This window comes from Spirillospora sp. NPDC049024 (genome assembly GCF_040649235.1).
Lineage (GTDB): Bacteria > Actinomycetota > Actinomycetes > Streptosporangiales > Streptosporangiaceae > Spirillospora.
Genome location: NZ_JBEZFD010000048.1, coordinates 1 through 21,923, shown reverse-complemented (window position 1 = coordinate 21,923; position 21,923 = coordinate 1). Strand labels below are relative to the sequence as shown.

The 21,923-nt window shown below is 74.1% G+C and carries 22 protein-coding genes and 1 riboswitch; of the genes, 14 read left to right on the top strand and 8 right to left on the bottom strand.

Going from position 1 to position 21,923, the window contains the following annotated elements:
- The 3 genes from AB0C21_RS42925 to AB0C21_RS42915 all read right to left on the bottom strand — a co-directional run.
- Positions 1 to 155, bottom strand: a 155-nt coding sequence (locus AB0C21_RS42925) for a Cgl0159 family (beta/alpha)8-fold protein (protein ID WP_500212248.1), incomplete at its 3' end; no start/stop codon positions are given.
- A 71-nt stretch (positions 156 to 226) separates the two neighbouring features.
- The gene (gene iolC, locus AB0C21_RS42920) at positions 227 to 1,186 is read right to left on the bottom strand and encodes a 5-dehydro-2-deoxygluconokinase (protein WP_500212246.1); all 960 of its coding nucleotides are present in this window, start codon (positions 1,184 to 1,186) and stop codon (positions 227 to 229) included.
- On the bottom strand, positions 1,183 to 2,109 hold the full coding sequence (locus tag AB0C21_RS42915) for a TIM barrel protein (RefSeq protein WP_500212244.1): 927 nt from the start codon (positions 2,107 to 2,109) through the stop codon (positions 1,183 to 1,185). Before AB0C21_RS42915 ends, iolC begins: the two co-directional genes overlap by 4 nt.
- A 117-nt stretch (positions 2,110 to 2,226) precedes the next feature.
- On the opposite strand from AB0C21_RS42915, the gene AB0C21_RS42910 reads away from it, so the two are divergent.
- From AB0C21_RS42910 to AB0C21_RS42855, 12 genes are all read left to right on the top strand, one after another.
- Positions 2,227 to 2,964, top strand: a complete 738-nt coding sequence (locus tag AB0C21_RS42910; protein WP_235037338.1) for a GntR family transcriptional regulator — start codon at positions 2,227 to 2,229, stop codon at positions 2,962 to 2,964.
- A 128-nt stretch (positions 2,965 to 3,092) separates the two neighbouring features.
- Positions 3,093 to 4,445, top strand: a complete 1,353-nt coding sequence (locus AB0C21_RS42905; protein WP_500212242.1) for a phytase — start codon at positions 3,093 to 3,095, stop codon at positions 4,443 to 4,445.
- Positions 4,446 to 4,514: 69 nt separating this feature from the next.
- A complete protein-coding gene (locus AB0C21_RS42900; protein ID WP_500212241.1) occupies positions 4,515 to 5,435 on the top strand; it encodes a LacI family DNA-binding transcriptional regulator in 921 nt (306 codons plus the stop codon).
- Positions 5,436 to 5,849: 414 nt separating this feature from the next.
- A complete protein-coding gene (locus tag AB0C21_RS42895; protein WP_149263895.1) occupies positions 5,850 to 6,845 on the top strand; it encodes a Gfo/Idh/MocA family protein in 996 nt (331 codons plus the stop codon).
- Positions 6,842 to 7,822, top strand: a complete 981-nt coding sequence (locus AB0C21_RS42890) for an inorganic phosphate transporter (protein WP_500212239.1) — start codon at positions 6,842 to 6,844, stop codon at positions 7,820 to 7,822. Before AB0C21_RS42895 ends, AB0C21_RS42890 begins: the two co-directional genes overlap by 4 nt.
- Positions 7,819 to 8,478: a DUF47 domain-containing protein gene (locus AB0C21_RS42885; protein ID WP_200842348.1), complete on the top strand. Its 660-nt coding sequence runs from the start codon at positions 7,819 to 7,821 to the stop codon at positions 8,476 to 8,478. Before AB0C21_RS42890 ends, AB0C21_RS42885 begins: the two co-directional genes overlap by 4 nt.
- Positions 8,479 to 8,538: 60 nt before the next feature.
- Positions 8,539 to 9,732 carry an ABC transporter substrate-binding protein gene (locus tag AB0C21_RS42880; protein ID WP_500212237.1) on the top strand — a complete coding sequence of 398 codons (1,194 nt, stop codon included), beginning with the start codon at positions 8,539 to 8,541 and terminating at the stop codon, positions 9,730 to 9,732.
- A gap of 63 nt (positions 9,733 to 9,795) precedes the next feature.
- Positions 9,796 to 11,619: an ABC transporter permease gene (locus tag AB0C21_RS42875; protein WP_500212235.1), complete on the top strand. Its 1,824-nt coding sequence runs from the start codon at positions 9,796 to 9,798 to the stop codon at positions 11,617 to 11,619.
- 2 nt (positions 11,620 to 11,621) lie between these two features.
- Entirely contained in the window at positions 11,622 to 12,755 is a 1,134-nt protein-coding gene (locus AB0C21_RS42870) for an ABC transporter ATP-binding protein (protein WP_500212233.1), read from the top strand.
- The gene (locus AB0C21_RS42865; protein ID WP_500212231.1) at positions 12,752 to 13,537 is read left to right on the top strand and encodes an HAD family hydrolase; all 786 of its coding nucleotides are present in this window, start codon (positions 12,752 to 12,754) and stop codon (positions 13,535 to 13,537) included. Before AB0C21_RS42870 ends, AB0C21_RS42865 begins: the two co-directional genes overlap by 4 nt.
- Positions 13,534 to 14,358, top strand: a complete 825-nt coding sequence (locus AB0C21_RS42860; protein WP_500212229.1) for an inositol monophosphatase family protein — start codon at positions 13,534 to 13,536, stop codon at positions 14,356 to 14,358. Before AB0C21_RS42865 ends, AB0C21_RS42860 begins: the two co-directional genes overlap by 4 nt.
- On the top strand, positions 14,355 to 15,173 hold the full coding sequence (locus AB0C21_RS42855) for a Cof-type HAD-IIB family hydrolase (RefSeq protein ID WP_500212228.1): 819 nt from the start codon (positions 14,355 to 14,357) through the stop codon (positions 15,171 to 15,173). The genes AB0C21_RS42860 and AB0C21_RS42855 overlap by 4 nt, the downstream gene beginning before the upstream one ends.
- A 210-nt stretch (positions 15,174 to 15,383) precedes the next feature.
- Here the strand turns inward: AB0C21_RS42855 and AB0C21_RS42850 are convergent, their stop codons facing one another.
- Positions 15,384 to 16,070, bottom strand: coding sequence for a hemerythrin domain-containing protein (locus AB0C21_RS42850; RefSeq protein ID WP_500212227.1), 687 nt, complete (start codon positions 16,068 to 16,070; stop codon positions 15,384 to 15,386).
- 145 nt (positions 16,071 to 16,215) lie between these two features.
- Between AB0C21_RS42850 and AB0C21_RS42845 the strand changes: the two genes are divergently transcribed.
- Positions 16,216 to 17,322 carry a response regulator transcription factor gene (locus AB0C21_RS42845; protein ID WP_500212225.1) on the top strand — a complete coding sequence of 369 codons (1,107 nt, stop codon included), beginning with the start codon at positions 16,216 to 16,218 and terminating at the stop codon, positions 17,320 to 17,322.
- A 40-nt stretch (positions 17,323 to 17,362) separates the two neighbouring features.
- Here AB0C21_RS42845 and AB0C21_RS42840 read toward each other — a convergent pair whose 3' ends face one another.
- The 4 genes from AB0C21_RS42840 to AB0C21_RS42825 form a co-directional block, all read right to left on the bottom strand.
- Positions 17,363 to 18,406 (bottom strand): NlpC/P60 family protein, encoded by a 1,044-nt coding sequence (locus AB0C21_RS42840; protein WP_500212224.1) that lies wholly within the window; start codon positions 18,404 to 18,406, stop codon positions 17,363 to 17,365.
- A 3-nt stretch (positions 18,407 to 18,409) separates the two neighbouring features.
- Positions 18,410 to 18,554: riboswitch (cyclic di-AMP (ydaO/yuaA leader) on the bottom strand.
- A 103-nt stretch (positions 18,555 to 18,657) separates the two neighbouring features.
- The gene (locus AB0C21_RS42835; protein WP_500212222.1) at positions 18,658 to 19,596 is read right to left on the bottom strand and encodes a M56 family metallopeptidase; all 939 of its coding nucleotides are present in this window, start codon (positions 19,594 to 19,596) and stop codon (positions 18,658 to 18,660) included.
- Between the two features lie 4 nt (positions 19,597 to 19,600).
- Positions 19,601 to 19,978: a BlaI/MecI/CopY family transcriptional regulator gene (locus AB0C21_RS42830; protein WP_149263906.1), complete on the bottom strand. Its 378-nt coding sequence runs from the start codon at positions 19,976 to 19,978 to the stop codon at positions 19,601 to 19,603.
- A gap of 58 nt (positions 19,979 to 20,036) precedes the next feature.
- Positions 20,037 to 20,810 carry a phytanoyl-CoA dioxygenase family protein gene (locus AB0C21_RS42825; RefSeq protein WP_500212221.1) on the bottom strand — a complete coding sequence of 258 codons (774 nt, stop codon included), beginning with the start codon at positions 20,808 to 20,810 and terminating at the stop codon, positions 20,037 to 20,039.
- A 69-nt stretch (positions 20,811 to 20,879) separates the two neighbouring features.
- On the opposite strand from AB0C21_RS42825, the gene AB0C21_RS42820 reads away from it, so the two are divergent.
- Positions 20,880 to 21,758, top strand: coding sequence for a helix-turn-helix domain-containing protein (locus tag AB0C21_RS42820; RefSeq protein ID WP_500212219.1), 879 nt, complete (start codon positions 20,880 to 20,882; stop codon positions 21,756 to 21,758).
- The last annotated feature ends 165 nt before the right edge of the window (positions 21,759 to 21,923 follow it).

Genomic DNA, 21,923 nt, shown 5'->3' with positions numbered 1-21,923 from the left:
CCCCGATCGCCCATCGCCAGCGGATCACCACCGGCCGCCAGGGCGCCACGCGCCGGATGATCGGCGGCCAGCAGCATCAACCGCCCCGACTCCCCGACCAGCGAGTCCCGCCTGGTCCTGCGCTCCGCCGCCTCGGCGATCGACTCCGGACGCATCACCCGCGCCTCGGTCAGCCCCGCGATCCTCTCCGCCCGCGCGTCGGCGGGCGGCACCGGAATGTCGAGCGTCATGCGGCCACCCGCCCGGCCAGCGAGAGCACCTCGTCCGTCGCGGGCATCGCCGCCGAGCACGCCAGCCGGGACGCGACGATCGCGCCGGCCGCGTTGGCGAAGCCGAGGACGCGCGGCAGGTCCCAGCCGGACAGCAGGCCGTGGCAGAGGGCGCCGCCGAAGGCGTCGCCCGCGCCGAGGCCGTTGACGACCTCGACCGGCACCGGCGGCGCCTCGGCGGTCCGGCCCTCGGCGTCGACGGCGAGGACGCCGTCCGGCCCGCGCTTGACGACGGCGAGGCGAACGCCCCGGTCGAGCAGCGCGCGGGCGGCGGCGAGGGGATCGCTCTCCCCCACCGCCACCTCGCATTCGGCGGTGTTCCCGACGGCGACGGTGGCGTGTTCGAGGGCCTCGCCCGCCCAGCGCCGCGCCTCGTCCCGCGACTCCCAGAACACGGGCCGGTGGTCGAGGTCGAGGACGGTGAGGGCGCCGCGACGGCGGGTGCCGAGCGCGGCCAGCGTCGCCGTCCGGGACGGTTCGGCGCAGAGCCCCGTCATCGTGACCCACAGCACCCCTGCGGCCTCGATCGCGGACCGGTCGAGCTCGTCCGCGCGGATCTCCAGGTCGGGAGCCTTCGGGAAGCGGTAGAAGTACAGCGGGAAGTCGTCCGGCGGGAACAGCTCGCAGAAGGTCACCGGGGTCGGCAGGCCGGGGACGTCGGCGACGTACCGGTCGTCGACGCCGTACTCGGCGAGCGCCCGGCGGACGAAGCGGCCGAACGGGTCGGCGCCGGTCCGGGTGACCACGGCGGTCCGGCGGCCGTGCCGGGCGGCGGCGACCGCGACGTTGGTGGCGCTGCCGCCGAGGAACCGCGCGAACGTCTCGACCTCGTCCAGTCCGACACCCGACGTGAGCGGGTAGAGGTCCACGCCGACGCGGCCCATGGTGAGGACGTCGAAGGACGCGGCGCCGCTCATGCGCCGATCCCGGCGAGGAACTCGACGGAGGCGCGGACGTCGGCCAGCGGGCCTTCGCCGGGGGCGGGCTCGCGGTCGAGGACGGTGTCCTGCTCCAGGACGTACCAGCCGTCGTATCCGGCGCCTTCGAGAGAGCCGACGATGGCGGCGATGTCGATGTCGCCCGCGCCGAGCGGGCGGTAGAGGCCGGCGCGGACGGCGTCGGTGTAGGACGTCCGGCCGTGCCGCACGCTCTCGGCGAGGTCGGCGTCGACGTCCTTGAGGTGGACGTGCGCGACCCGCCCGGCGGCGCTCGCCGCCAGCTCGACCGGATCGGTGCCGCCGACCAGCAGGTGGCCGGTGTCCAGGCACAGCGGGACGGCCGATCCGTCGAGGACGCGCAGCACTTCGTTGGATCGTTCCACCATCGTCCCGGCGTGCGGATGGAGGACGGCCCGCACCCCGGCCTCCGCGGCGAGCGAGGCGATCCGGTCGAGGTTGGTGAGCAGCGCCGTCCAGCCGACGGTGTCCAGGGAGGGGCGCTCGTCGTAGCCGCGCAGCCCGTGGACGGCGGCCAGCACCAGCGTCTGTTCCGAATTGGAGCGTTCCACCCCGAAGCCGGCCAGGATCCGGCGGACCTCGGGCAGCGGGTCGCGGTCCGGGTCGTGCAGCACGACGGGCGCGAAGCCGCCCACCGGGCGGAGCCCGTACTCGGCGAGCAGCGCGGCGCGCTCTCCCGCCCCGGCGGGCAGGAAGCCGTCCGGCCCGAACTCCGCGGCGGCCAGCCCGAGGTCGCGCATCTCCGCCAGCACCCGCCCGGGGTCCATCTGGTGCCCCCAGCCCGGGACCTCGCACACCCCCCACGAGATCGGGGCTCCCGCGACGCGGTCGTTGATCATCGGCTCACCATCTCCCTGGGACGCGCCCGGCTCCGTACTCGGCATCGGCGCCGAGTCTGCTGAAGGCCGGGAAGGTATGTCAATAGTTTGTTATGACATTATGAGGTAATAAGCTAGCGACCAGCGGCGGGTACGATCGACCCGGAGGAGAGGAGGCGCCGGGTGTACCGACCGCGTGTGACCGTGGACCGCAGCAGCCCCGTGCCGCTGTACTACCAGCTCGCCCAGCAACTGGAGGCGGCGATACGGGCGGGCGAGCTGTCCCCGGGCACCCGTCTGGAGAACGAGGTCGAGCTGGCCGACCGGTGCGGGCTGTCGCGCCCGACGGTCCGGCAGGCGATCCAGCACCTGGTCGACCGGGGGCTGCTGGTGCGCAAGCGCGGCGTCGGCACGCAGGTGGTGCAGTCGGAGATCCGCCGGCCGATCGAGCTGACCAGCCTGCACGACGACCTGGCGGCGGCCGGCCGCGACCCGCGCACCGAGGTCCTGGAGCTGGGCCGCGTCCCCGCCGAGGACCAGGTGGCCAAGGAGCTCGGCGTCCCGCCCGGCACCGAGGTCACCCGGATGCGCCGCGTCCGGTTCACCGGCGACGAGCCGCTCGCCCTGCTCACCAACTACCTGCCGGTCGACCTGCTGAGGATCACCGAGGCCGACCTCGCCGAGCACGGCCTGTACGAGCTGCTCCGGTCCAAGGGCGTCAACCTGCGCATCGCGAACCAGACGATCGGCGCCCGCGGCGCGACGGCGGCCGAGGCCCGGCTGCTGGACGAGCGGCGCGGCGTCCCGCTGCTGACCATGACCCGCACCGCCTACGACGACAAGGGCGGCGCGATCGAGTACGGCTGCCACGTCTACCGCGCCGACCGCTACTCCTTCGCCCTCACCCTCGTGGAGCGCTGACCGGACCCTCGGGGACAAAACGGCGAACCTTCGATGAAAATCTCTTGATCAATTAGAGCGCTCTATTGAATTAGAGCGCTCCAATGTCTACGGTGCAGGCATCCCCCCACCGCATCAGGAGGAACCCGATGCCGTTGCGACCCACCCCCCAGGGCGTCCGCCTCGCGGCCGCCGCGACCACCGCCGCGCTCGCCGCGGCCTTCCTGTCCGCCGCGCCCGCGTCCGCCGACGGCGACGAGCTCGCCGAGGTCCGCGCCGCGCTGGAGACCCCGGCCAACTTCGACGACGACGCGGGCGGCAACGCCAACGCCGACGACCCCGCGATCTGGAGCCACCCCGACGACCGCGACGGCGACCTGATCGTGGCCACCCTCAAGGAAGGCGGCCTCGCCGTCTACGACGCCGCGGGGCGGCAGATCCAGCGGATCGCCGCGCCCGCGCCGCCCCGGGCCGGCGACGAGCCCGGACGGTTCAACAACGTCGACCTGGTCTACGGGTTCCAGCTCGGCCGCCGCAAGGTCGACCTGGCCGTCGTGTCCGACCGGGGCCGCGACACCGTCCGCACCTACGCGATCGACCCCGGCAAGGCCGAGGACCACCGGGCCCCGCTCACCGACGTCACCGACCCCGGGGTCGCGCCCGTCTTCTCGTCCTCCCTCGACGAGGTCAACGAGCAGGCGACGGCGTACGGGCTGGCGTCCTGGAAGGACTCGCGCGGAACCTCGTACGTCGCGCTCAGCCGCCGGCACACCTCCCGGATCGGCACCGTCCGGCTGGAGGCCACCGCGGCGGGCACCGTCACCTACCGGCACGTCCGCGACCTCGACCTGCCCGCGTCGTTCGCGCTGCCCGGCGGCGGCACCTGGGCGCCGTGCGAGGACCCCGGCGAGGGGCCGCAGGTCGAGGGCATGGTCGCCGACCCCGAGAACGGAGTGCTCTACGCGGCGCAGGAGGACGTCGGCATCTGGCGCATCCCGCTGGGCAGCGGCTCGCCCCAGCTCATCGACAAGGTCAAGGAGTTCGGCGTCCCCGCCGCCTACGACCCCGAGACCGAGGAGTGCAACCCGAGCGGACCCGACCCCGGCGTCGGGGGAACGCACCTCACGGCCGACGCCGAGGGCCTGTCCATCTACCGGCAGGACGGCGGCGAGGGCTACCTGCTCGCCTCCAGCCAGGGCGACAACACCTTCGTCGTCTACGACCGCGAGGACCCGCGCCAGTACCTCGGCCACTTCCGGGTCGCCCCGGGCACGACGGTGGACGGCTCCGAGGTCTGCGACGGGGCGATGGTGACCAGCGCCCCCACGGGCGGCTTCGAGAACGGCCTCCTCGTCGTCCACGACGGCGTCAACACCCCCGAGGTCACGGACGGGAACGGCGAGGTCCGGGAGAACACCGACTTCAAGCTCGTCGACTGGGAGGATGTGGCGGACCCGCTGGACCTGGACGTCACGCCCGGCGACTGGGACCCGCGCGACTAGCACGAACCGCACCGACGCGAGTCGCCGCCGCACCCCGGCGGCGGCTCGCCGTACCCGGGAGAAGACCGCATGGCCCACCCGACCCTGGAGGACGTGGCAGCGCGAGCCGGAGTGTCGCGCGCGCTCGTGTCGCTGGTGATGCGCGGCTCCCCCAAGGTCGGGCCGGAGCGCCGGGAGGCGGTGCTCCGGGCGGCCCGGGAGCTCGGATACCGGCCCAACATGATGGCCCGGGGGCTCGCGTCCGGCCGGACGGGCATGATCGGCGTTCTCCTCTCCGACCTCCACGACCCCTGGTTCGCCGCGGTCCACGACGGGCTCGCCGACGAGGCCGCCCGGCGCGGCGTCCGGCTCCTGCTGGCCACCGGGCGCGGCGGCCCGGCACGCGAGAGGGCCGCCCTGGACGACCTGCTCGACCTGCGGCCGGACGGGGTCGTCCTGGTCGGGCCGAAGACGTCCGCCGCCGACATCGAGCGCGCCGCCGCCGGGTGCCCCGTGACCGTGGTCGGGCGCCCGGTCCGCTCCGACCGCGTCGACTGCGTGACCGGCGACGGCGCCGCGGCCGTCGAGCGGGCGCTGGGGCACCTGTCGGACCTCGGCCACCGGCGCGTCGCCTGCCTCGACGTCGGGCCGCGCCCCTCGCCCCTGCGCCGCGCGTGCCCGGACGGCGCCGTCGTCGCCGGCCCCGACGAGTTGTGGCGGCCGGCCGAGGCGCCGACGGCCGTCCTCGCGCTCGGCGACACGACGGGCACCGCCGCGCTCACCGCGCTGCTGCGCGCCGGGAGGCGCGTGCCGGAGGAGATCTCGCTGGTCGTCCATGGCGACCCACCGGGGGCGCGGGACGCCGGGGTGACGACGGTCGCCTCCCCGCCGGCGGAACTGGGCCGCGAGGCCGCGGCCGTCCTGCTCGACCGGATCGGCGACGGCGCGTCCGCGCGCACGCGGCGCGTCACCGTCCCGCCCCTCCTCACCGAGCGCGGCACCACCCGGTAGCCCCGTCCGGCCTGGACGGCCGCCGTCCAGGAGTCGACAAGAGCCCTCTCGGCTCCGGTCGAGCGGCACGCGCGTCAGCCATGCCTTCGGCGCGCCGCTCCGCCATGCCCGCGGGCGGGTGCGCTCCGCCGGTGCCCGCGGCCCGCGCAACGCTTTGGCCGCACCCGGCCGCTCGGGGGCGGCGCCGCGTACCGCCGTTCCCGCAGGTCGACCCCCGGCCCCCGGCGAGCGGCGTGGGACCCCCGTCTAGGTCAGAACGTCAAGATGTAAGAACAAAGTATTGACTGGCGTTCCGGCGAAGGCTACAAATGTGGCCCGAACCACACAAAGATGACGAGTGGATGAACAACTGGTGAACAGAGCCGGTCCTTCAAATGAACTCGCCATCCGATCGGACGGCCACTGGGAGGCACCATGCGGGTCGGACTGCTGGGCGCGGGACGGATCGGGGCGTCGCACGCCCGGTTCCTGGGAGGGCATCCCCAGGTCGACGCCCTGCTGATCGGAGACGCCGACGTCCGCCGCGCCGAGGCGCTGGCGGGCCCGATCGGCGCCCGCGCCGGGGACCCGGACACCGTGCTCGCCGCCGGGCTCGACGCGGTCGTCATCGCCACGCCGACCTCCACGCACGCCGAGCTGCTCGTCCGGGCCTGCGACTCGGGCGTGCCCGTGTTCTGCGAGAAGCCGGTCGCGCCCGACCTCCGCACGACGCTGGAGGTCCGCGACCGCGCCGCCAAGACGGGCGTCCCCGTGCACGTGGGCTTCCAGCGCCGGTTCGACGCCGGATACGCGGCGGCGCGGCAGGCCGTGCTCGACGGACGGCTGGGAACGCTCCACCGCGTCCACCTGGTCACCGCCGACCCGGCGCCGCCCCCGGCGGAGTACGTCCGCTCGTCCGGCGGCATCTTCCGCGACTGCCACATCCACGACTTCGACATGCTGCGCTGGGTCACCGGACGGGAGGTCGACTCGGTCACCGCCGTCGGCGCCAACCGCGGCGACGCCTACTTCTCGGACGCCGGCGACGTCGACATCAGCGCCGCCGTCCTGGTCATGGACGACGGGACGCTCGCCACCCTGCAGGGCTCCCGGTACAACGGCGCCGGCTACGACGTGCGCATGGAGCTGTCGGGCACCGCCGGCACCTGGGTGGTCGGCCTCGACGAGCGCGCCCCGCTCCGGTCGGCCGAACCCGGCGTGGACTGGCCGCCCGGCGACCCGTGGACGGACTTCCAGGAGCGCTTCGAGCCCGCGTACGCGAACGAGATTGGAACGTTCCTCGAAATGGCCAGAGGCCGCGCGGGCAGCCCCTGCACGGTGGACGACGCGCTGGAGGCGCTCCTCGTCGCCGAGGCCGCCGCGCTGTCGCTGCGCGAGGGCCGCCGCGTCCCGCTCGCGGAGCTCCGGTGATCTGGGCGGTGGCGTTCGGCGCGGTCGCGCTCGCCTTCGTGTGGGTGACCGGCGTCAACGACGGCGCGGCCCTGCTCGGCCTCAGCGGGCGCTACCCCCGCTCGTCCGGGCTGCTGCTGACCGCGCTGGTGCTCGTGCCGCTCGTCCTCGTCCCGCAGGTGACGGTCGCCGTCGCGCGGACGTTCACCGAGGGCCTCACCGACCTCGGCGACCGGCGCGGCGCGCTCGCCTTCCTGCTCGGCGTCACCGTCGCGCTCGCCGTCGTCGCCGCCCTCACCGGGCGCGGCCTGCCGACGAGCCTGACCCTGGCGATCGTCGGCGGCATCGGCGGCGCCGGGCTCGGCATGGGCCTGGACGTGGCCTGGGGCGGGCTCGGCCTCGTCCTGCTCATCGGCGCCGCCGCCCCGCTGGTCGGCACGTCCGTCGGGTTCGCGCTCGGGCTCGCGTCGCGGCGCGTGCCGTCCTTCACCGGGATGCCCGGCGCCGTCCGGGCCGCCCACGTCCTGGCCTACACCGCCCAGTGCGCCGCCTACGCCGCCAACGACGGGCAGAAGATGCTCGCCGTCGTCAGCGTGGCGCGGCACGTCGTGTCCACGCGGCGGCTCGGCGCGGTCGGCCCCGTCCAGCCGACCCCGGCGGTGCTCATCGCGATCGCCGTCGTCTTCTGCGCCGGTGCGCTGAGCGCCGTCCACCGGGTCGGGGACCGGCTCGGCCGCGGGCTCGTGCTGGCCAGGCCACTGCACGTGGTGTCCACGGAGGCGGCGGCGGCCGCGTCGGTGGCGGCCAGCTCGATCGCGGGCGCGCCGGTCAGCATGACGCAGTCGGTCACCGCCGGGGTCGTCGGCGTCGCCGCCAGCGAGGGCGCCTCCCGGGTGCGCTGGCAGAACGTCGTCGGCATCGGCGCCGCGTGGCTGTTCACGCTGCCGCTCGCGTTCGCCGGCGGCACGCTCGGCGGCGTCGCGGCGAGGGCGCTGTGAGCGCCGCCGTCCGGCCCGTCCGCCGGATCCGGCTCGTGTGGGACGACCTGCGCGGCCGCTCCGGGGACCGGGTCGTCGGCCAGGTCGCCCGGCAGATCCGCGCCGCCCGCGACGGCGCCGAACTGGCCCGGGAGATGGCCGCCGGGCGGGTCCCCTCCGGGGCGGCCCGCGCCCGGATGGCCGAGATCGAGCACGCCGGGGACGCCGAGCGCGCCGCGCTCGCCGCGATGCTGCGCGGCGTCCTCGCCACCCCCATCGACCGGGAGGACCTCTACCGGCTCTCCCGCTCCGTCGACGACGTCCTGGACAACCTCCGCGACTTCGTCCGCGAGGCCGACCTGTTCGGGCCGCCCGGGCTCGGCTTCGCGGTCCCGCCGCTGGACGCGGTGCTGGAGGGGCTGACCTCCCTCGACGCCGCCGTCCGGAAGGTCCTCGCCGAGCCCGCCGCGGTCACCGTCGCGGCGCTCGGCGCGCGCAAGGCCGGCAACCGCGTCCGGGAGACCCGGCAGGCGGCGCTGACCCGGCTGTTCGCCGGGCCGCTCGACATCGACGTCCTGCGCAGGCGCGAGCTGCTCGACCGCCTGGACGCGGTGGGGCGGCGCCTCGGCGAGGCGGCCGACGCGCTCTCGGACGCGATGCTCAAACGCAGTCACTGATCAGGAACCGATGAAGCCGCAGGCCGGGGCTGCGGGCAGAGGGCAAGGAGAGAACCCACCATGATCCGCACCATGATGAGAGGGCGCCGGGCACGGGCCGGCGCCGCCGTCGCAGCGGCACTCGCCACTGCGGCGCTGGGCGCGTGCGCGCCGTCCAGCGGCGGTCAGGCCGGGGCCGACCAGCCCCTCCCGGCCGTGACCGTGGAGGACGCGGCGTCCTTCGACCTGAACGCGCTGATCGCCGCGGCGAAGAAGGAGGGCAGCGTCCTCGCCTACGACGGCAGCGGCGACGTCAAGGACATGGCCGCCGCGTTCGAGAAGAAGTACGGCATCAAGGCCGAGGGCGAGAAGTCCAAGGCCGCCGCGACCGCGGAGAAGATGACGCGCGAGGCGCAGGCAGGCAACGTCACCATCGACGTCAGCCTGTTCGAGGACGGCCCGATGCTCGTCGGCCAGCTCCTCCCCCAGAAGATCGTCACCACCTGGATCCCGCCGGACCTCGCCAAGACCATCGGCGAGAAGAACCGGAACCCGCTGATGATGATCTCGAAGGCGTACGTGTTCGCCTACAACCCCAGGCTCAATCCGGCCGGCTGCCCGGTGAAGAACGTCTGGGACCTGACCGACCCCGAGTGGAAGGGCAAGGTCATGATGCAGGACCCGCTGGGCAAGGAGGTCTTCACCCAGTGGTTCACCCAGCTGTCGGAGCGGAGCGCGGGCAAGCTCGCGGCCGCCTACGAGCAGCTGGGCAAGGGCAAGCTCAAGACCGGCGAGAAGGACGCCGCCTACGAGTGGGTGAAGCGGCTGGCGAAGAACGACCCGGTGCTGACCACCGAGGACGAGGACGTCGCGACCGCCGTCGGCGCGCCCAACCAGACCCGGACGACGATCGGGCTGTTCTCGATCGCCAAGTTCCGCGACCTGGAGGGCAAGGGCTTCAACATGAAGGTCTGCGAGGGCCTGAGCCCCTGGACCGGCTTCGCCTACCCGAAGTTCGCGACGATCGCGGCGAAGTCCAAGCACCCCAACGCCGCCAAGCTGTTCGTCCACTTCGCGATGACGAAGGAGGGCTTCGACCTCGAGGCCCACTCCGGCGGCGTGTCCGGCAACGACGCGGTCGGGGTCAGCCCCCACAACCCGCCCGGCCTGACCGACTGGAACACCCAGCTGTACTGGTTCTCCTCCGACCAGCTGCTCGCCGACTTCCGCAACCGCCAGGACATCAAGGACTTCTGGCGCGTCAACCACTCCTGAGCACTGCCCGACCCCCGGCGGGCCGCCGCAGCGGCCCGCCGGGCTCCACCCCGGAGGAAGCCCATGGCGGTCGCCGCCCCCGCACGGCCCGTGTCACGCGGCCGGCGCGTGCTGTACCGGTCCCGCGTCCTGCTGCGCAACCCCACCGTGCTGCTCGGCCTGGTGCTGAGCGCCGCGCTGCTCTACCTCGTCATCGCCCCGCTCGTCTCGGTCGTCTCGGACGCCGCCCGCGTCCAGTACGGCGACGAGGCCCGCTCCGGACAGGGGGCCGGATCGTGGACGGGCTACTACCTGTGGCGGGTGTTCCGCTCCCCCGTCAGCAGGCTGCTGTTCTGGGAGCCGCTCCTGCACACCCTCACGGTCGCGGTCGGCGTCATCGCGTTCGCGCTCGCCGTCGGCGGCTCGATGGCGTGGCTCGTGACGCGCACGAACGTCCCGGGCCGCAAATTCCTCGCCGGCGCGCTGGTCGTGCCGTACATGCTGCCGTCCTGGACGTTCGCGCTGGCGTGGCTGTCGCTGTTCAAGAACGAGCGGTCCGGCGGCCAGGTCGGCTACCTGCAGGGGGCCGGGGTCCACACCCCCGACTGGCTCGCGTACGGGCCGGTGCCGATCATCGTGACGCTCGGGCTGCACTACTACCCGTTCGTGCTGCTGCTGTTCGGCAACGCGCTGCGCCGCATCGACTCGCAGCTGGAGGACTCGGCGCGCATCCTCGGCGCCGGCGGCAGGACGGTCCTGCGCCGCATCACGCTGCCGCTGATGCTGCCGGCGCTGTCGTCGGCGGTGCTGCTCGTCCTCGGCCGCGTCCTCGGCACGTTCGGCACCCCCTACATCCTCGGCCTGCCCAGCGACTACAACGTCCTGTCGACGAGCCTGTACCACGCGATCCGCGACCGCAGCACCGGCGTCGCCTCGACGATCGCCGGCGTGATCGTGCTGGTCGGGGTGCTCGTCGTCGTGGTCGACACCCGGCTGGTGCGCGAGCAGCGCCGGTTCGTCACGGTCGGCGGGAAGGGCGCCATGGACCGGCGCGGCGACCTGCGCCGGTGGCGGTGGCCCGCGTTCGGGCTGGCCATGGCGGTCTTCGCCGCCAGCGTCGTCGTCCCGGTGCTGACGCTGCTGCTGTCCACGGTCACCAAGACGCCCGGCGTCTTCAGCCCCGGCAACTTCACGCTGAAGTACTGGTTCGGGTCCCATATCGAGGGCGCGGTCGGGTTCCCGCACGGCGTGCTCCGCGGAGGCGAGATGTGGGAGGCCGCCTGGAACAGCCTGCGGATCGTCGGGCTCGCCGCGCTGGTCTGCGGCTTCGTCGGCCTGCTCATCGGGTACGTGGTGGTGCGCGGCGCCGGGAGCCGCGTCTCGGCGTTCCTGCGGCAGGTGTCGTTCCTGCCGTACCTGGTCCCCGGCATCGCGTTCGCCGCCGCGTGCCTGTCGCTGTTCGCGGTGCGGCGCGGTCCCGTGCCCGCCCTCTACGGGACGATCACGCTGCTCGTGTTGGTGATGGTGGTGACGCACCTGCCGTACTCGTCCCGGTCGGGGATCTCGGCCATGATGCAGCTCGGCCGGGAGCCGGAGGAGGCCGCGCAGATCAGCGGCGCGCGCTGGCCGGTCCGGATGGTCCGGATCATCATCCCGATCCAGCGGGGCGCGCTCGTCACGGGCGTCGTCCTGCCCTTCATCTCCGGGCTGAAGGAGCTCAGCATCGTCATCATGCTGACCACGTCCGGGACGCAGCTGCTCACCACCCTGTCCATCGGGCTCGTCGACTACGGCTACACCCAGCTCGCCAACGGCGTCGTGCTCGTCATCGCCCTGCTCTCGTTCACCATGACCTACCTGGCCCAGCGGCTCACCAAGAGCAGCCTGGCCTCGGGCATCGGAGGTTGACCATGCCGGCCATCACCCTCAGCGGAGTGGTCAAGAACTACGTCGGCGGCGGCCGCGCCGCGGTGCGCGACCTCGACCTCGTCATCCCGGACGGGTCCTTCACCTGCCTGCTCGGGCCGTCCGGCTGCGGCAAGACCACCACCCTGCGCATGATCGCCGGGCTGGAGCAGCCGACCCGCGGCGAGATCAGCGTGGGCGACCGGGTCCTGGACTCGGTCGAGCGCGGCGTCTACGTCCCCCCGGAGAAGCGGGACATGGGCCTCGTGTTCCAGAACTACGCGCTCTGGCCGCACCTCACCGTCCGCGGCAACACCGAGTTCGGGCTCCGGATGCGCAAGGTGCCGGCGGAGCGCCGCAAGGCCCGCGCGAAGGAGGCCCTGGAGAAGGTGCGCGTGGCCGACTGCATGGACCGGTACCCGTCCCAGCTGTCGGGCGGCCAGCAGCAGCGCGTCGCGCTGGCGCGGATGCTCGCCGTCGACCCCGACGTCCTGCTCCTGGACGAGCCGCTGTCCAACCTCGACGCGCGGCTGCGGCTGGAGATGCGGACGGAGCTGAAGCGCATCCACGAGGAGACGGGCGCGACGGTCGTGTTCGTCACCCACGACCAGATGGAGGCCATGACGATGGCCACGCACATCGCGGTCATGTCGGAGGGAGAGCTGCAGCAGGTGGCGCCGCCGATGGAGATGTACGAGCGGCCGGCCAACCGGTTCGTCGCCGAGTTCGTGGGCAGCCCGCCGATGAACATCGTGCCTCTCGACGCGGAGCCCGACGGGCTCGCCGGGTCGCTGCTGCGCTACGTGGAGAAGCGCGCCGCCCTGAGCGGGGCCGCGTGCGCGGGCGTCCGGCCCGAGGCGCTGAGGCTGGCGCGGTCGCGGGAGGAGGTGCCCGGCGCGGCCTGGGCGGACGAGGCCGTCGTCGAGACCGTCCTGCCGACCGGGTCGAGCTGGACCGTGCAGCTGCGCGTCATGGACACCGACCTGTTCGCCGTCACCCATGAGGACCCCGAGGCAGCGCCGGGCGACCGGCTCCACTGCTGGACGCGCCCCGAGCGGCTCCACGTGTTCGCCGGAGACGGTTCCCGGATCGGCGCCTGGGACGACGCCGTCGCCCCCGTCCAGAAGGCCGCCTCGTGACCGCGCCCCTGCGCCGGCCGCGGGCGCTGCTGCTGGACTTCGGCGGCGTGCTGGTCGAGACCTCCAAGCGGGACGGATGGCAGGCGGCCCTGGCCAAGGAGGTGCACGCGGCCCTCCTCGGCGCCGGATGCCGCGACCTGGACGCCGCCGCGATCGAGACCGACATCAGGGCGGGCGCGGCCGCGGACAAGTGCTGGAAGGACGCTATGTCCCGCCCGTTCGCGCCGGCGGAGATGACGCACGCCCGCTTCTGGGGCGACTTCGTCGCGGCCGACTGGCCCGTGCCCGCGCGGCAGCTCGTCGTCGCGCACGCCGCCCCGCTGTGCAAGCGGATGGGGGAACTGCGGCAGGACCGCCGCACCCGTCCCGGCATCCCCGAACTGCTCGACGCCGCCGCCGGGTTCGGCATCCCCTGCGCCGTCGTCAGCAACGCGCTGTCCGGCGCCGTGCACCGGGACTACACGGCATCGACGGGGCTGGCGGCCAAGCTGGCCCTGGAGGTCTACAGCGACGAGGCCGGGGTCCGCAAACCCAACCCGGAGATGATCTGGATCGCGACCCGCGCCCTCGGCGTCGAGCCCTCGGACGCGTGGTACGTCGGCGACAACTTCGACCGGGACGTCCTGTGCGGGCACCGCGCCGGCGTCGGCGGGAACGTGCTGATGGTCGCCAAGGGCACCCACGACGTCCCGTACGAGGTCCGATGCCGCCCCGACGCCGTCGTCGACGACGGGCACGGACTGCTCGACCTGCTCAAGGCCACGATCGAAGGAGAAGGATGAGCGCCGATGTCCCCGCCTCGCGGGAGCTCGCCGGGATCGCCGAACTCGCCGCTCGCGCCACCGGGGACCGCCTGCGGACGGCGTTCCGCTCGCGCCCCGAGGTCGATCTGAAGCGCGACTTCCACGACCCGGTCACCGAGCACGACCGGGCGGCGGAGGAGACGATCCGGAAGGTGCTGGCCGAGCACGCCCCCGGCAGCGCGGTCGTCGGCGAGGAGGGCGGCGTGGGCGGCGGGGACGGCGACCTGCGCTGGTTCGTCGACCCGATCGACGGGACGGCCAACTTCGCCGTCGGCCTGCCGTTCTTCTGCGTGTCCATCGGCGCCGCCGTCGGCGACGAGCTGGTGGCGGGCGTGGTGTACGACCCGGTCCGCGAGGACATGTTCACCGCCTCGCTCGACGGCGCCACCTGCAACGGCGAGCCGATCCGCAGCCGCGGCGCGGCCCGCGACAAGACCGCGGTGCTCGTCACCGGCTATCCCAACGCGCGGGAGATGCACCGCCGCGGCGAGGAGTCGCTGCGCCGCTTCGGCCGGATGGTGGACGCGTTCGCCACCGTCCGCCGCCCGGGCAGCGCCGCCCTCACCCTCGCCCACGTCGCCGCCGGATGGGCGGACGTGGCCTACGGCACGTCGGTCAACGCGTGGGACGTCGCGGCGGCCGTGCTGCTGGTCAGGCAGGCCGGCGGCACGTACCTGCCGCTGAACGGGGAGACCGGGGGCCGCGACTGGGAGGCGCCCGGCTACCTGGCCTGCGTCGGCGGCTTCGACCTGGCCGGCTCCGTCATCGCCGAGATCGCCGGGCTGGGTGAGCCGGCATGAGCGCCACCGAGGTGCGGACCGTCGACTGGATCGTCACGGACCTGGACGGCACCCTCGTCGGACGCGATCTGAAGATCGTCGAGCCGAGCCTGGCCGCGCTGCGCCGCTTCATCGCCGCCGGCGGCACCGTCGTCATCGCCACCGGGCGCAGCGAGGAGGCCGCGCTGCCGTACTACCGGACGCTCGGCCTGACGACCCCGGCGATCCTCTACAACGGGGCGCGCGTGGTCGACCTCGCCACCGGCGCCGTCCTGCACCGGCGCTGCCTCGGCGTGGCCGCCTGGGCGAAGCTCACGATGCTGTTCGCCGAACTGCCCGCCGGAGTGTGGCCGGTCGCCTTCAGCAGGGGCCGCGCACACACCACGGGCTCCTCGCCGGCGCTGCTGGAGTACGCCCGCCGCGACGGGATCGAGCTCGCCCGGATCGGCTCGTGGGGCGACCTGCCGTTCGACGACATCGTCAAGGTCATGCTCATCTGCGACCGCCCCGAGTTGATGGACCCGGCCGAGGAGACGGTGTCGGCGGCCGTGTCCGGCGTCACCCTCGTCAGGTCGGAGAGCACCTACCTGGAGGTGCTGCCCACGGGCGCGACCAAGGGCGCGGCGCTGCGCGAGCTGGCCGCGTCCCAGGGCGTGGCCCTGAGCGACATCGCGGCGATCGGCGACAACCCGAACGACCTGGACATGATCCAGGCCGCCGGCCTCGGCGCCGCCGTCGGCGACGGGGCCGAGTCGGTCCGCGCCGCCGCCGACGTGGTCGTCGCCCCCTGCGCCGAGGGCGCCGTCGCCGACCTCGTCGCCCGCGTCCTCCCCTGATCCGGCCGTCTCCGGCTGCTCGGGAGCGGTCCCGGAGCCGGAGGCCGCGTGCTCCTGCAACCTGCTGGAACACGACGGCTTCCGGCTCCTGCCGGACGCCGGGACGGGCCCGCCCGCCCGAGACCCCCGGGCGGCCTCATTCCCTTCGGACCCGGCTCTGCCCCCGCAAGGCCGGGGTTCCGACGGGTGCGGCCGCTGCCGGCCGGCTGGTCAGCCGGCCATGGTGGCCGTGGTGGCGGCGTGGCGCAGGGAGGCCGCGGCCTGGGCGGGCAGCACGCGGTCGGCGATGGCCAGCACGCCCGCCAGGACCGGGGGCGGGGCCGTCCGGGCCATCCCGGCGACCAAACCTTCCCGGGTGGGGCGGTCCAGCGCCGGCAGCAGCAGTTCGAGGGTGGTGGCGGTGATCTCCGGCGGGGTGGCGGCCATGAACGCGGCGCGGGCGGCGCCGATCTCGGCGTCGTCGCAGTGCGCCCAGATCCGCAGCATGATCAGCGTCTCCTCCTCGTGCAGGTGCGGGAGGTAGGCGGCGGTGAAGCGGGCCAGGTCCCGGTAGAGGTCCAGGCCGGCGGCCGCCCCCGGGGCCGCCAGCACGGCCTCGAACCGCCCGGCGAGGTCGTCGAGCAGGTCGTCGAGGTCCCGGTGCTGCTCCTCGGTCGGCTCGGCGGAACCGGGCTCGTGCGGGTCCAGCAGCCGCAGGATGTGCTGGTCCTCGTGCTCGGTGTGGCTGCGCAGCAGCGCCAGCAGCCGCCGCCACCGCTCCCCCAGCGCGGCGACCTCGGCGGCGTCGGCCCAGTCGGTGGCGCCGGCCTGGACGGTGACCGCGAACAGCCCGTTGCGCAGCGCCTTGTGGATGTGGGTGAACAGGTCGTCGCGGCCCTCGGGACGCTCGTCGTCCATGGTGGTCCTTCCTCTCGTGTCCTGTCGCGCACCGGGCCGGAATCAGGCTCGGCGGGCGTCTCGAACGTAGGGCGGAGAGCGTTGACCTGCGTATCCCTGGAATCTGGGGGTGGCGACCCGGGCCTTCGGCCGCGATGCTTGAGGCATGGAACTCCTGGACCGGATCCACCGGCTGGCCGCGCGCGGTGACGATCTGACCCGGGTGCGCGCCGAGGTCGACCGCCTGCTGCGCCGCGCGGTCGGGTACGACATCGCGGCCGTCTCCACGGTCGACCCGGCGACGCTGCTGTGGACGAGCTGCTTCGTGAGCGGGCTCGACCCGCAGGGGTCGGCCGAGCGGGAGCGGGTCCTGTTCGGCCTGGAGTTCGAGGGCGGCGACCCCAACGGCTACGCCGAGCTCGCGGCGGCCGCCTCGCCCGTCGCGAGCCTGCACCGCGCCACCGGCGGGGACCTGTCCCGCGCCCGGCGCTACCGGCTCCTGCTGCGCGGGCTGGACGTCGTCGACGAGGCGCGGGTGGTCCTGCGCTCGCGGGAGGGCTGCTGGGGCTCGCTCACCCTGTACCGGCGAGCGCCCGCGACGCCGTTCACCGACGACGAGCTGACGCTGCTGGCGGCGGTCTCCACGCCGATCGCCGACCTGTTCCGGCTCACGCTGCTGCGCGCCGCGCTCGCCGCCCCGGACGGCCTCGACCATCCGCCCGGCATGCTGCTGGTGACCGCGGCGGGCGAGGTCGAGGTCAGCAGCGCGGACGCGCGGGCCTGGCTGGAGGCCGTCGACGACCGGGGGCGCCTGCCGAGCGCGCTGCGCGCCGTCGCGGCGGCCGCCTCCTCCGGTGACGGGCTGGCCAGGGCGGCCCTGCCGGCCAGGGACGGGCGCTGGGTGGTGCTGCACGGTTCCCCGGCGTCCGGCGGGGAGGGCGCCGCGGACCGCGTGGCGGTCATCATCGAGGGTGCCAGGCCCGCGGTGCTCAGCGAGGTGATCGCGGGCGCCTACGGGCTGACGCCCCGGGAACGGCAGATCACCGGGCTCGCCGCCCAGGGGCGGAGCACCAGGCAGATGGCCGCCGCCCTGGGGATCTCACCGTTCACGGTGCAGGACCACCTCAAGGCGGTGTTCGGCAAGACCGGCGTGCGCAGCCGCGGCGAACTCGTCGCGGCGCTCTACTCCCGGCACTACGCTCCCCGCGCTGCGGCCAGTACGGCCCCGGGCCCCTACGGCTGGTACCTCGACGAGCACGTCGCGGCAGTGTAGGAGGCCCGGGACGGCGCGGCGCGCAAGGCCGCGCCCTGCGTCAGGCGACGCGGACCCCGCCGGCGAAGGGGCGGCCGGCGATCGGGGCGATCTTGACGACGTCGCCGGTCTGCGGCGCGTGGACCATGTTGCCGTTGCCGATGTACATGCCCATGTGGTGCAGGTCGCTGTGGAAGAACACCAGGTCGCCGGGCTTGAGCTGGCTCATGCTCACGTGGGTTCCGGCGTTGTACTGGCTGCCGGTGTAGTGGCCCAGGGTGATGCCGACCTGCGCGTAGGCGTACAGGGTCAGCCCGGAGCAGTCGAAGCCCTTGATGTTGGCGCCCTGCGCGGTGCCGTAGGACGGGCCAGAAGCGTTGCCGCCGCCCCAGGAGTAGGGCACGCCGAGCTGGCTCAGGGCGGCCCGGACGGCCGTCATCGCCTTCGCCGACGCTCCGCCGGAGCCGACGTTGGGGATGGAGCCGGGCCGTGAGCCCGCGGTGTTGTAGGTGCCGAGCTGCTTCTCGACCTTCTTGAGCTTGATCTGCAGTTCGCGGCGCTTCTTCTTCGCCTCGCCGGTGAGCGCGCGCACCTGGGCGGCGCGCTGCTCGGCGGCCTTGCGGGAGCGGTCCGCGCCCTGCATCACCTGGAGCATCTGCGTGATGCGGACGTCGTTCTGCTTGGCGAAGTAGTTGAGGGTCGCCGACTGGTCCAGGACGGCCTGCGGGTCGGAGGACGAGGCGAAGGCGATGGCCGGGTCCACCGGGCCGTTCTTGTAGCTGTCGGCGGCGATCTTCGCCATGCGCTCGCGGGCCTCGTCCAGGGCCTTCTGCCGGCGCAGCGCGCCGGCCCTGGCGGTCTTCGCCGCGTGCTCGGCCTGCTTGAGCCGTTCGCGCAGGCCGTTGTACTGCTCGCTGAGCTTCTCGGCCTCGTCGGCGAGCTTCTCCTGCTGGGCGGTCAGCTGCTTGCGCGTCGGCTTGGGCTCGGCGTGGACGGGCGCAGGCGTGAAAAGCCCGGTGGACAGCACGATGGCGGTCGTCCATGCCGTGCCGGTGACGGCCCGTCGCCGGGCCGTCCTTCGGGTGCTGGCAGCGCGTGGCTGCATGCGGCGTCCTCTCCTGTACCGCCTACCGGGTCAGCTGCCGGGTTCGGGCCGGAGTCGCCCTACCGTCCCGCTGGACGGATTCACCCCTGGAGATCGGGTCCCCGGTTCCCGGGACGGAGCCGTCCGCGGGATTCGGCGTGGTCGCCGGCCGTCCCCGGCGGGGACGTCGGACCGCGACCTCCTACGGAGCGTAGGAGATCATGGGGCGATTCGCCACATCATCCCGCATTTCGCCAGACCTCCGAGCCGCCTCAGCACGTCCGCGCCAGCTCGGCCACCGCCACGGCCCCGGCCAGGAGCGGCACGGCGACCGCCGCCACCACGAACAGGGCCGCCGCGAGGCGGGCGGCGCGGCGCGGCCTCTCCGGAGCGCCGCCCTCCAGCCGCAGCACCCGCTCCAGCAGCGCACCGGCGGCCGGCGCACCCGCCGCCCCGAGCGCTCCCGCGACGGCGGGCCCCGCCGAGAGCCGGCACAGCGCGGCCACCAGCGCCGTCCTGCCGTGAGCGCGGACCGCGGCGTCGTCCGCGGCCATCTCCAGCAGCAGCGGCAGCCGCGCCTTCGCGCGCCGGACGGTCGGCAGCCACGGCAGCATCGCGTGGAGCAGGTCGAGCGCCAGCAGCAGCACGTGGTGCCGCTGGCGCAGGTGCGCCCGCTCGTGCGCCAGGACGGCGTCGAGCTCCTCGGCGCCGAGCGCCTCCAGGGCCCCGGTGCTGACCACGATCGCGCGGTGCCGGGACGGCAGCGAGTACGCCGCGGGCACGGGGTGGTCGAGGACGAGGACGTCCGGGTGGCGGCCGTCCTCGCGGGCGACCAGCCGCAGCATCTCCCGGTGCCGCCGGCGGCGCCGCACGGCCCGGCCGAGCCTCGGCAGGCCGCGGGCGAGCACGGCGCCGCAGGCCGCGGCGAGGACGGCGCTCGCGGCGGCAGCGGCGGCGGTGGCGAGGCGGCCGTGGTGGGGCAGGCAGTCGCGCAGCCAGGACAGGAATCCGTGGCCCGGCCCGGGCGGCGCGAGCAGCGCCGCCGCGGCGGCGCCGGCGGCGGCGATGGACGTCCCGGCGAGGGCCGCCGTCCAGCAGGCGACGGCCGTCCCCGGGCCGACGGCCGAGCGCCTGAGGAGGTCCAGCGCGGGCCCTGCCGCGCATCCCAGCAGGACCACCGAAACGACCAGGCCGGCCACCACGTAGGTCACGGGATCACGCGTCTTCGCCGGCGGTCCGCCGCCGCAGCGCGTCCAGAAGGTGCCGCGCGTCCTCCGGCGGGACGCTCTCGGCGAACCGCGCCAGGATGGCGCCGTGGTCCGCGGACTCGCTCAGCGCGTCCATCATCAGCTCGACCGCGTACTCCTCCCGCGCCCGCGTCGGGCTGTAGCGGAAGGCCGTCCCGTCCTGGGTGCGCCGCAGGAGCCCCTTCTGCGCCAGGCGCTCCGCCACGGTCTGCACGGTGTTGTAGGCCAGCGTCCTCTCCGTGTTCCGGTTCAGCTCGGCCAGCAGCTCGCGGACGCGCAGCGGACCGGGCGCGGCCCAGAGCACGTCCATGATGGAGCGTTCGAGCGATCCTCCAAGTGCGGACATCGGGTCACCTCCGTCCCGCCCACATTCTGCCGGACATCCGCCCCGCGCCGGTTGCGGGTCACGCCCACGGGCGGGGGAAGGCTTCGCCGTCCAGCCGCGCTCCCTTGACGAGGCCCAGGGAGTCGGTCACGGGGTGCGGGTCGCCGCTGAAGACGGTGTCCGCGTCCATGTAGATGACGACGTGCGCGAGCCTGGCCAGATCGGTGGAGTTCGGCAGGGCCATATGGCCGGTGTAGCCGCTGTGGAAGGTGCAGTCCCCCGCTCGGAGCGGGACGGTCACGCGCGGGATCCACCGCAGTTCGGGATCCGCCGCGAACAGGTCGTCCGCGTCATGGAGGTCCTGTGCGCGCAGGCCGCTGCGGTCCTGCGTGCCGGGCAGGAACGTCATGCATCCCCGTTCGGGCGGGACGTCGACCAGCGCGATCCACGCCGAGAGCGGGAGCCGGTCACCGGCGTGCGGCCAGTACGGGCGGTCCTGGTGGAACTCGGTGGCGGTGTTGCTGTGCGGTTCCTTCACCAGCATCTGGTCGTGCCACAGCCGCAGCGGGAATCCGGCCAGCTGCTCGGCGATCCGGCCGAGCCGCCGGTCGAACGTGAGGTCCCGCAGGGTCTCGTCGGGCTGCCACACGTTCACCAGCTGGCTGAAGGTGCCGCCCTTCTCCAGGCTGTCCCCGCGATGGGCGTCGAGGTACGCCTCCGCGGCCGCTCTGAAACGCTCGACCTGCTCCGGCCCGAGCACCCCGCGGACTCGTACGAAACCGTGCTCTCGGTAGCTGCTCACGAGGTCGGCGGGCAGGCGTCCGTCCGGACCGATGTCTGACTTTCTGCTCATGCCGCCAGCCTTCCAACGGCGCGTGACCGCGGCTAGGCCGATCCCGTCCGGTACTCGTAGGATTCCGACATGGCGACAGTGCTGCACGAGCAGGGGCTGTTCGCGGACGGGCCGATCTGGGGAGGCCTGCACCGGCTCTCCTCGAAGGTCGAGGCGCACGCGCACGACTTCATCGAGATCGCCGTCATCGGGCCCGGCCGGGGGACGCACGTGACCGCCCGAGGCGAGCACCGGCTGCGGCATGGCCAGGCCGTCGTGCTCCGGCCGGGCGCGTGGCACGGTTTCGTGGACTGCGCGGACCTCGTCGTCGCCAACTGCTGCCTGTCGGCGCAGGCGCTGCGTTCCGAACTAGGAGGTCTCTACCAGGTCCCGGCCCTGCGGCGCCTGCTCTGGACCGAGCCCGTCGCCCCGGGCTCCAGGGGCGTGGCGGTCACCGTCCTCGGGCCGGACGCCGCCGACGAGGCCATCGACCAGATCCGGCGGCTCGAAGCGGACCTGTCCAGCGCGCGACCGCACGCGGGCCGCGCGCTGGGCAGGCTCGTCACCGTGCTCGGCATCCTGGCCGACGCGAGCGTCCCGGAGGCCGCCGGTCCCGCCCCGCACCCGGCGGTCGCCGCCTCCATCGCCCGGATGGAGGCGGCGCCGGCCGAAGCCTGGCGGCTGGACGGCCTCGCGCGCGCCGTCAGCCTCGATCCCGACTACCTGGGGCGGCTGTTCGTCCGGCACGTGGGGGTCTCCCCGCTGAACCACCTGGCCCGGATCAGAGCCGAACGGGCCGCCGACCTGCTCGCCGGCTCCGATCTCCCCGCCGCGCGCGTCGGCGCGGCCGTGGGATGGGACAACCCGACCTACTTCGCGCGGCGCTTCCGTGAACTCGTCGGGCTGACCCCGACCGGGTACAGGGCCCGGACCCGGTCGGCAGGAGACGCGGACCGCCCTACCCGGTGATCGGGCGAGGGGATCCGAGCCCGGGTCAGACATCCCTGGAGGTTGGATGTCAAGCGGCGAGGTCGTGGTCGTGGTGTGACCAGGCGGTTGCCCGGTCGTAGGGGGTGTGGGTTTTGAGGCAGCCGTGCAGGATGCCGACCAGACGGTTGCCGACCTGGCGCAGGG

Excerpts from the sequence above, each read along its gene's own strand:
- iolC (WP_500212246.1), bottom strand. The coding sequence starts at position 1,186 with ATGAGCGGCGCCGCGTCCTTCGACGTCCTCACCATGGGCCGCGTCGGC.
- AB0C21_RS42915 (WP_500212244.1), bottom strand. The coding sequence starts at position 2,109 with ATGCCGAGTACGGAGCCGGGCGCGTCCCAGGGAGATGGTGAGCCGATG.
- AB0C21_RS42905 (WP_500212242.1), top strand. The coding sequence starts at position 3,093 with ATGCCGTTGCGACCCACCCCCCAGGGCGTCCGCCTCGCGGCCGCCGCG.
- AB0C21_RS42900 (WP_500212241.1), top strand. The coding sequence starts at position 4,515 with ATGGCCCACCCGACCCTGGAGGACGTGGCAGCGCGAGCCGGAGTGTCG.
- AB0C21_RS42895 (WP_149263895.1), top strand. The coding sequence starts at position 5,850 with ATGCGGGTCGGACTGCTGGGCGCGGGACGGATCGGGGCGTCGCACGCC.
- AB0C21_RS42880 (WP_500212237.1), top strand. The coding sequence starts at position 8,539 with ATGATCCGCACCATGATGAGAGGGCGCCGGGCACGGGCCGGCGCCGCC.
- AB0C21_RS42875 (WP_500212235.1), top strand. The coding sequence starts at position 9,796 with ATGGCGGTCGCCGCCCCCGCACGGCCCGTGTCACGCGGCCGGCGCGTG.
- AB0C21_RS42870 (WP_500212233.1), top strand. The coding sequence starts at position 11,622 with ATGCCGGCCATCACCCTCAGCGGAGTGGTCAAGAACTACGTCGGCGGC.
- AB0C21_RS42860 (WP_500212229.1), top strand. The coding sequence starts at position 13,534 with ATGAGCGCCGATGTCCCCGCCTCGCGGGAGCTCGCCGGGATCGCCGAA.
- AB0C21_RS42855 (WP_500212228.1), top strand. The coding sequence starts at position 14,355 with ATGAGCGCCACCGAGGTGCGGACCGTCGACTGGATCGTCACGGACCTG.
- AB0C21_RS42850 (WP_500212227.1), bottom strand. The coding sequence starts at position 16,070 with ATGGACGACGAGCGTCCCGAGGGCCGCGACGACCTGTTCACCCACATC.
- AB0C21_RS42845 (WP_500212225.1), top strand. The coding sequence starts at position 16,216 with ATGGAACTCCTGGACCGGATCCACCGGCTGGCCGCGCGCGGTGACGAT.
- AB0C21_RS42840 (WP_500212224.1), bottom strand. The coding sequence starts at position 18,406 with ATGCAGCCACGCGCTGCCAGCACCCGAAGGACGGCCCGGCGACGGGCC.
- AB0C21_RS42830 (WP_149263906.1), bottom strand. The coding sequence starts at position 19,978 with ATGTCCGCACTTGGAGGATCGCTCGAACGCTCCATCATGGACGTGCTC.
- AB0C21_RS42825 (WP_500212221.1), bottom strand. The coding sequence starts at position 20,810 with ATGAGCAGAAAGTCAGACATCGGTCCGGACGGACGCCTGCCCGCCGAC.
- AB0C21_RS42820 (WP_500212219.1), top strand. The coding sequence starts at position 20,880 with ATGGCGACAGTGCTGCACGAGCAGGGGCTGTTCGCGGACGGGCCGATC.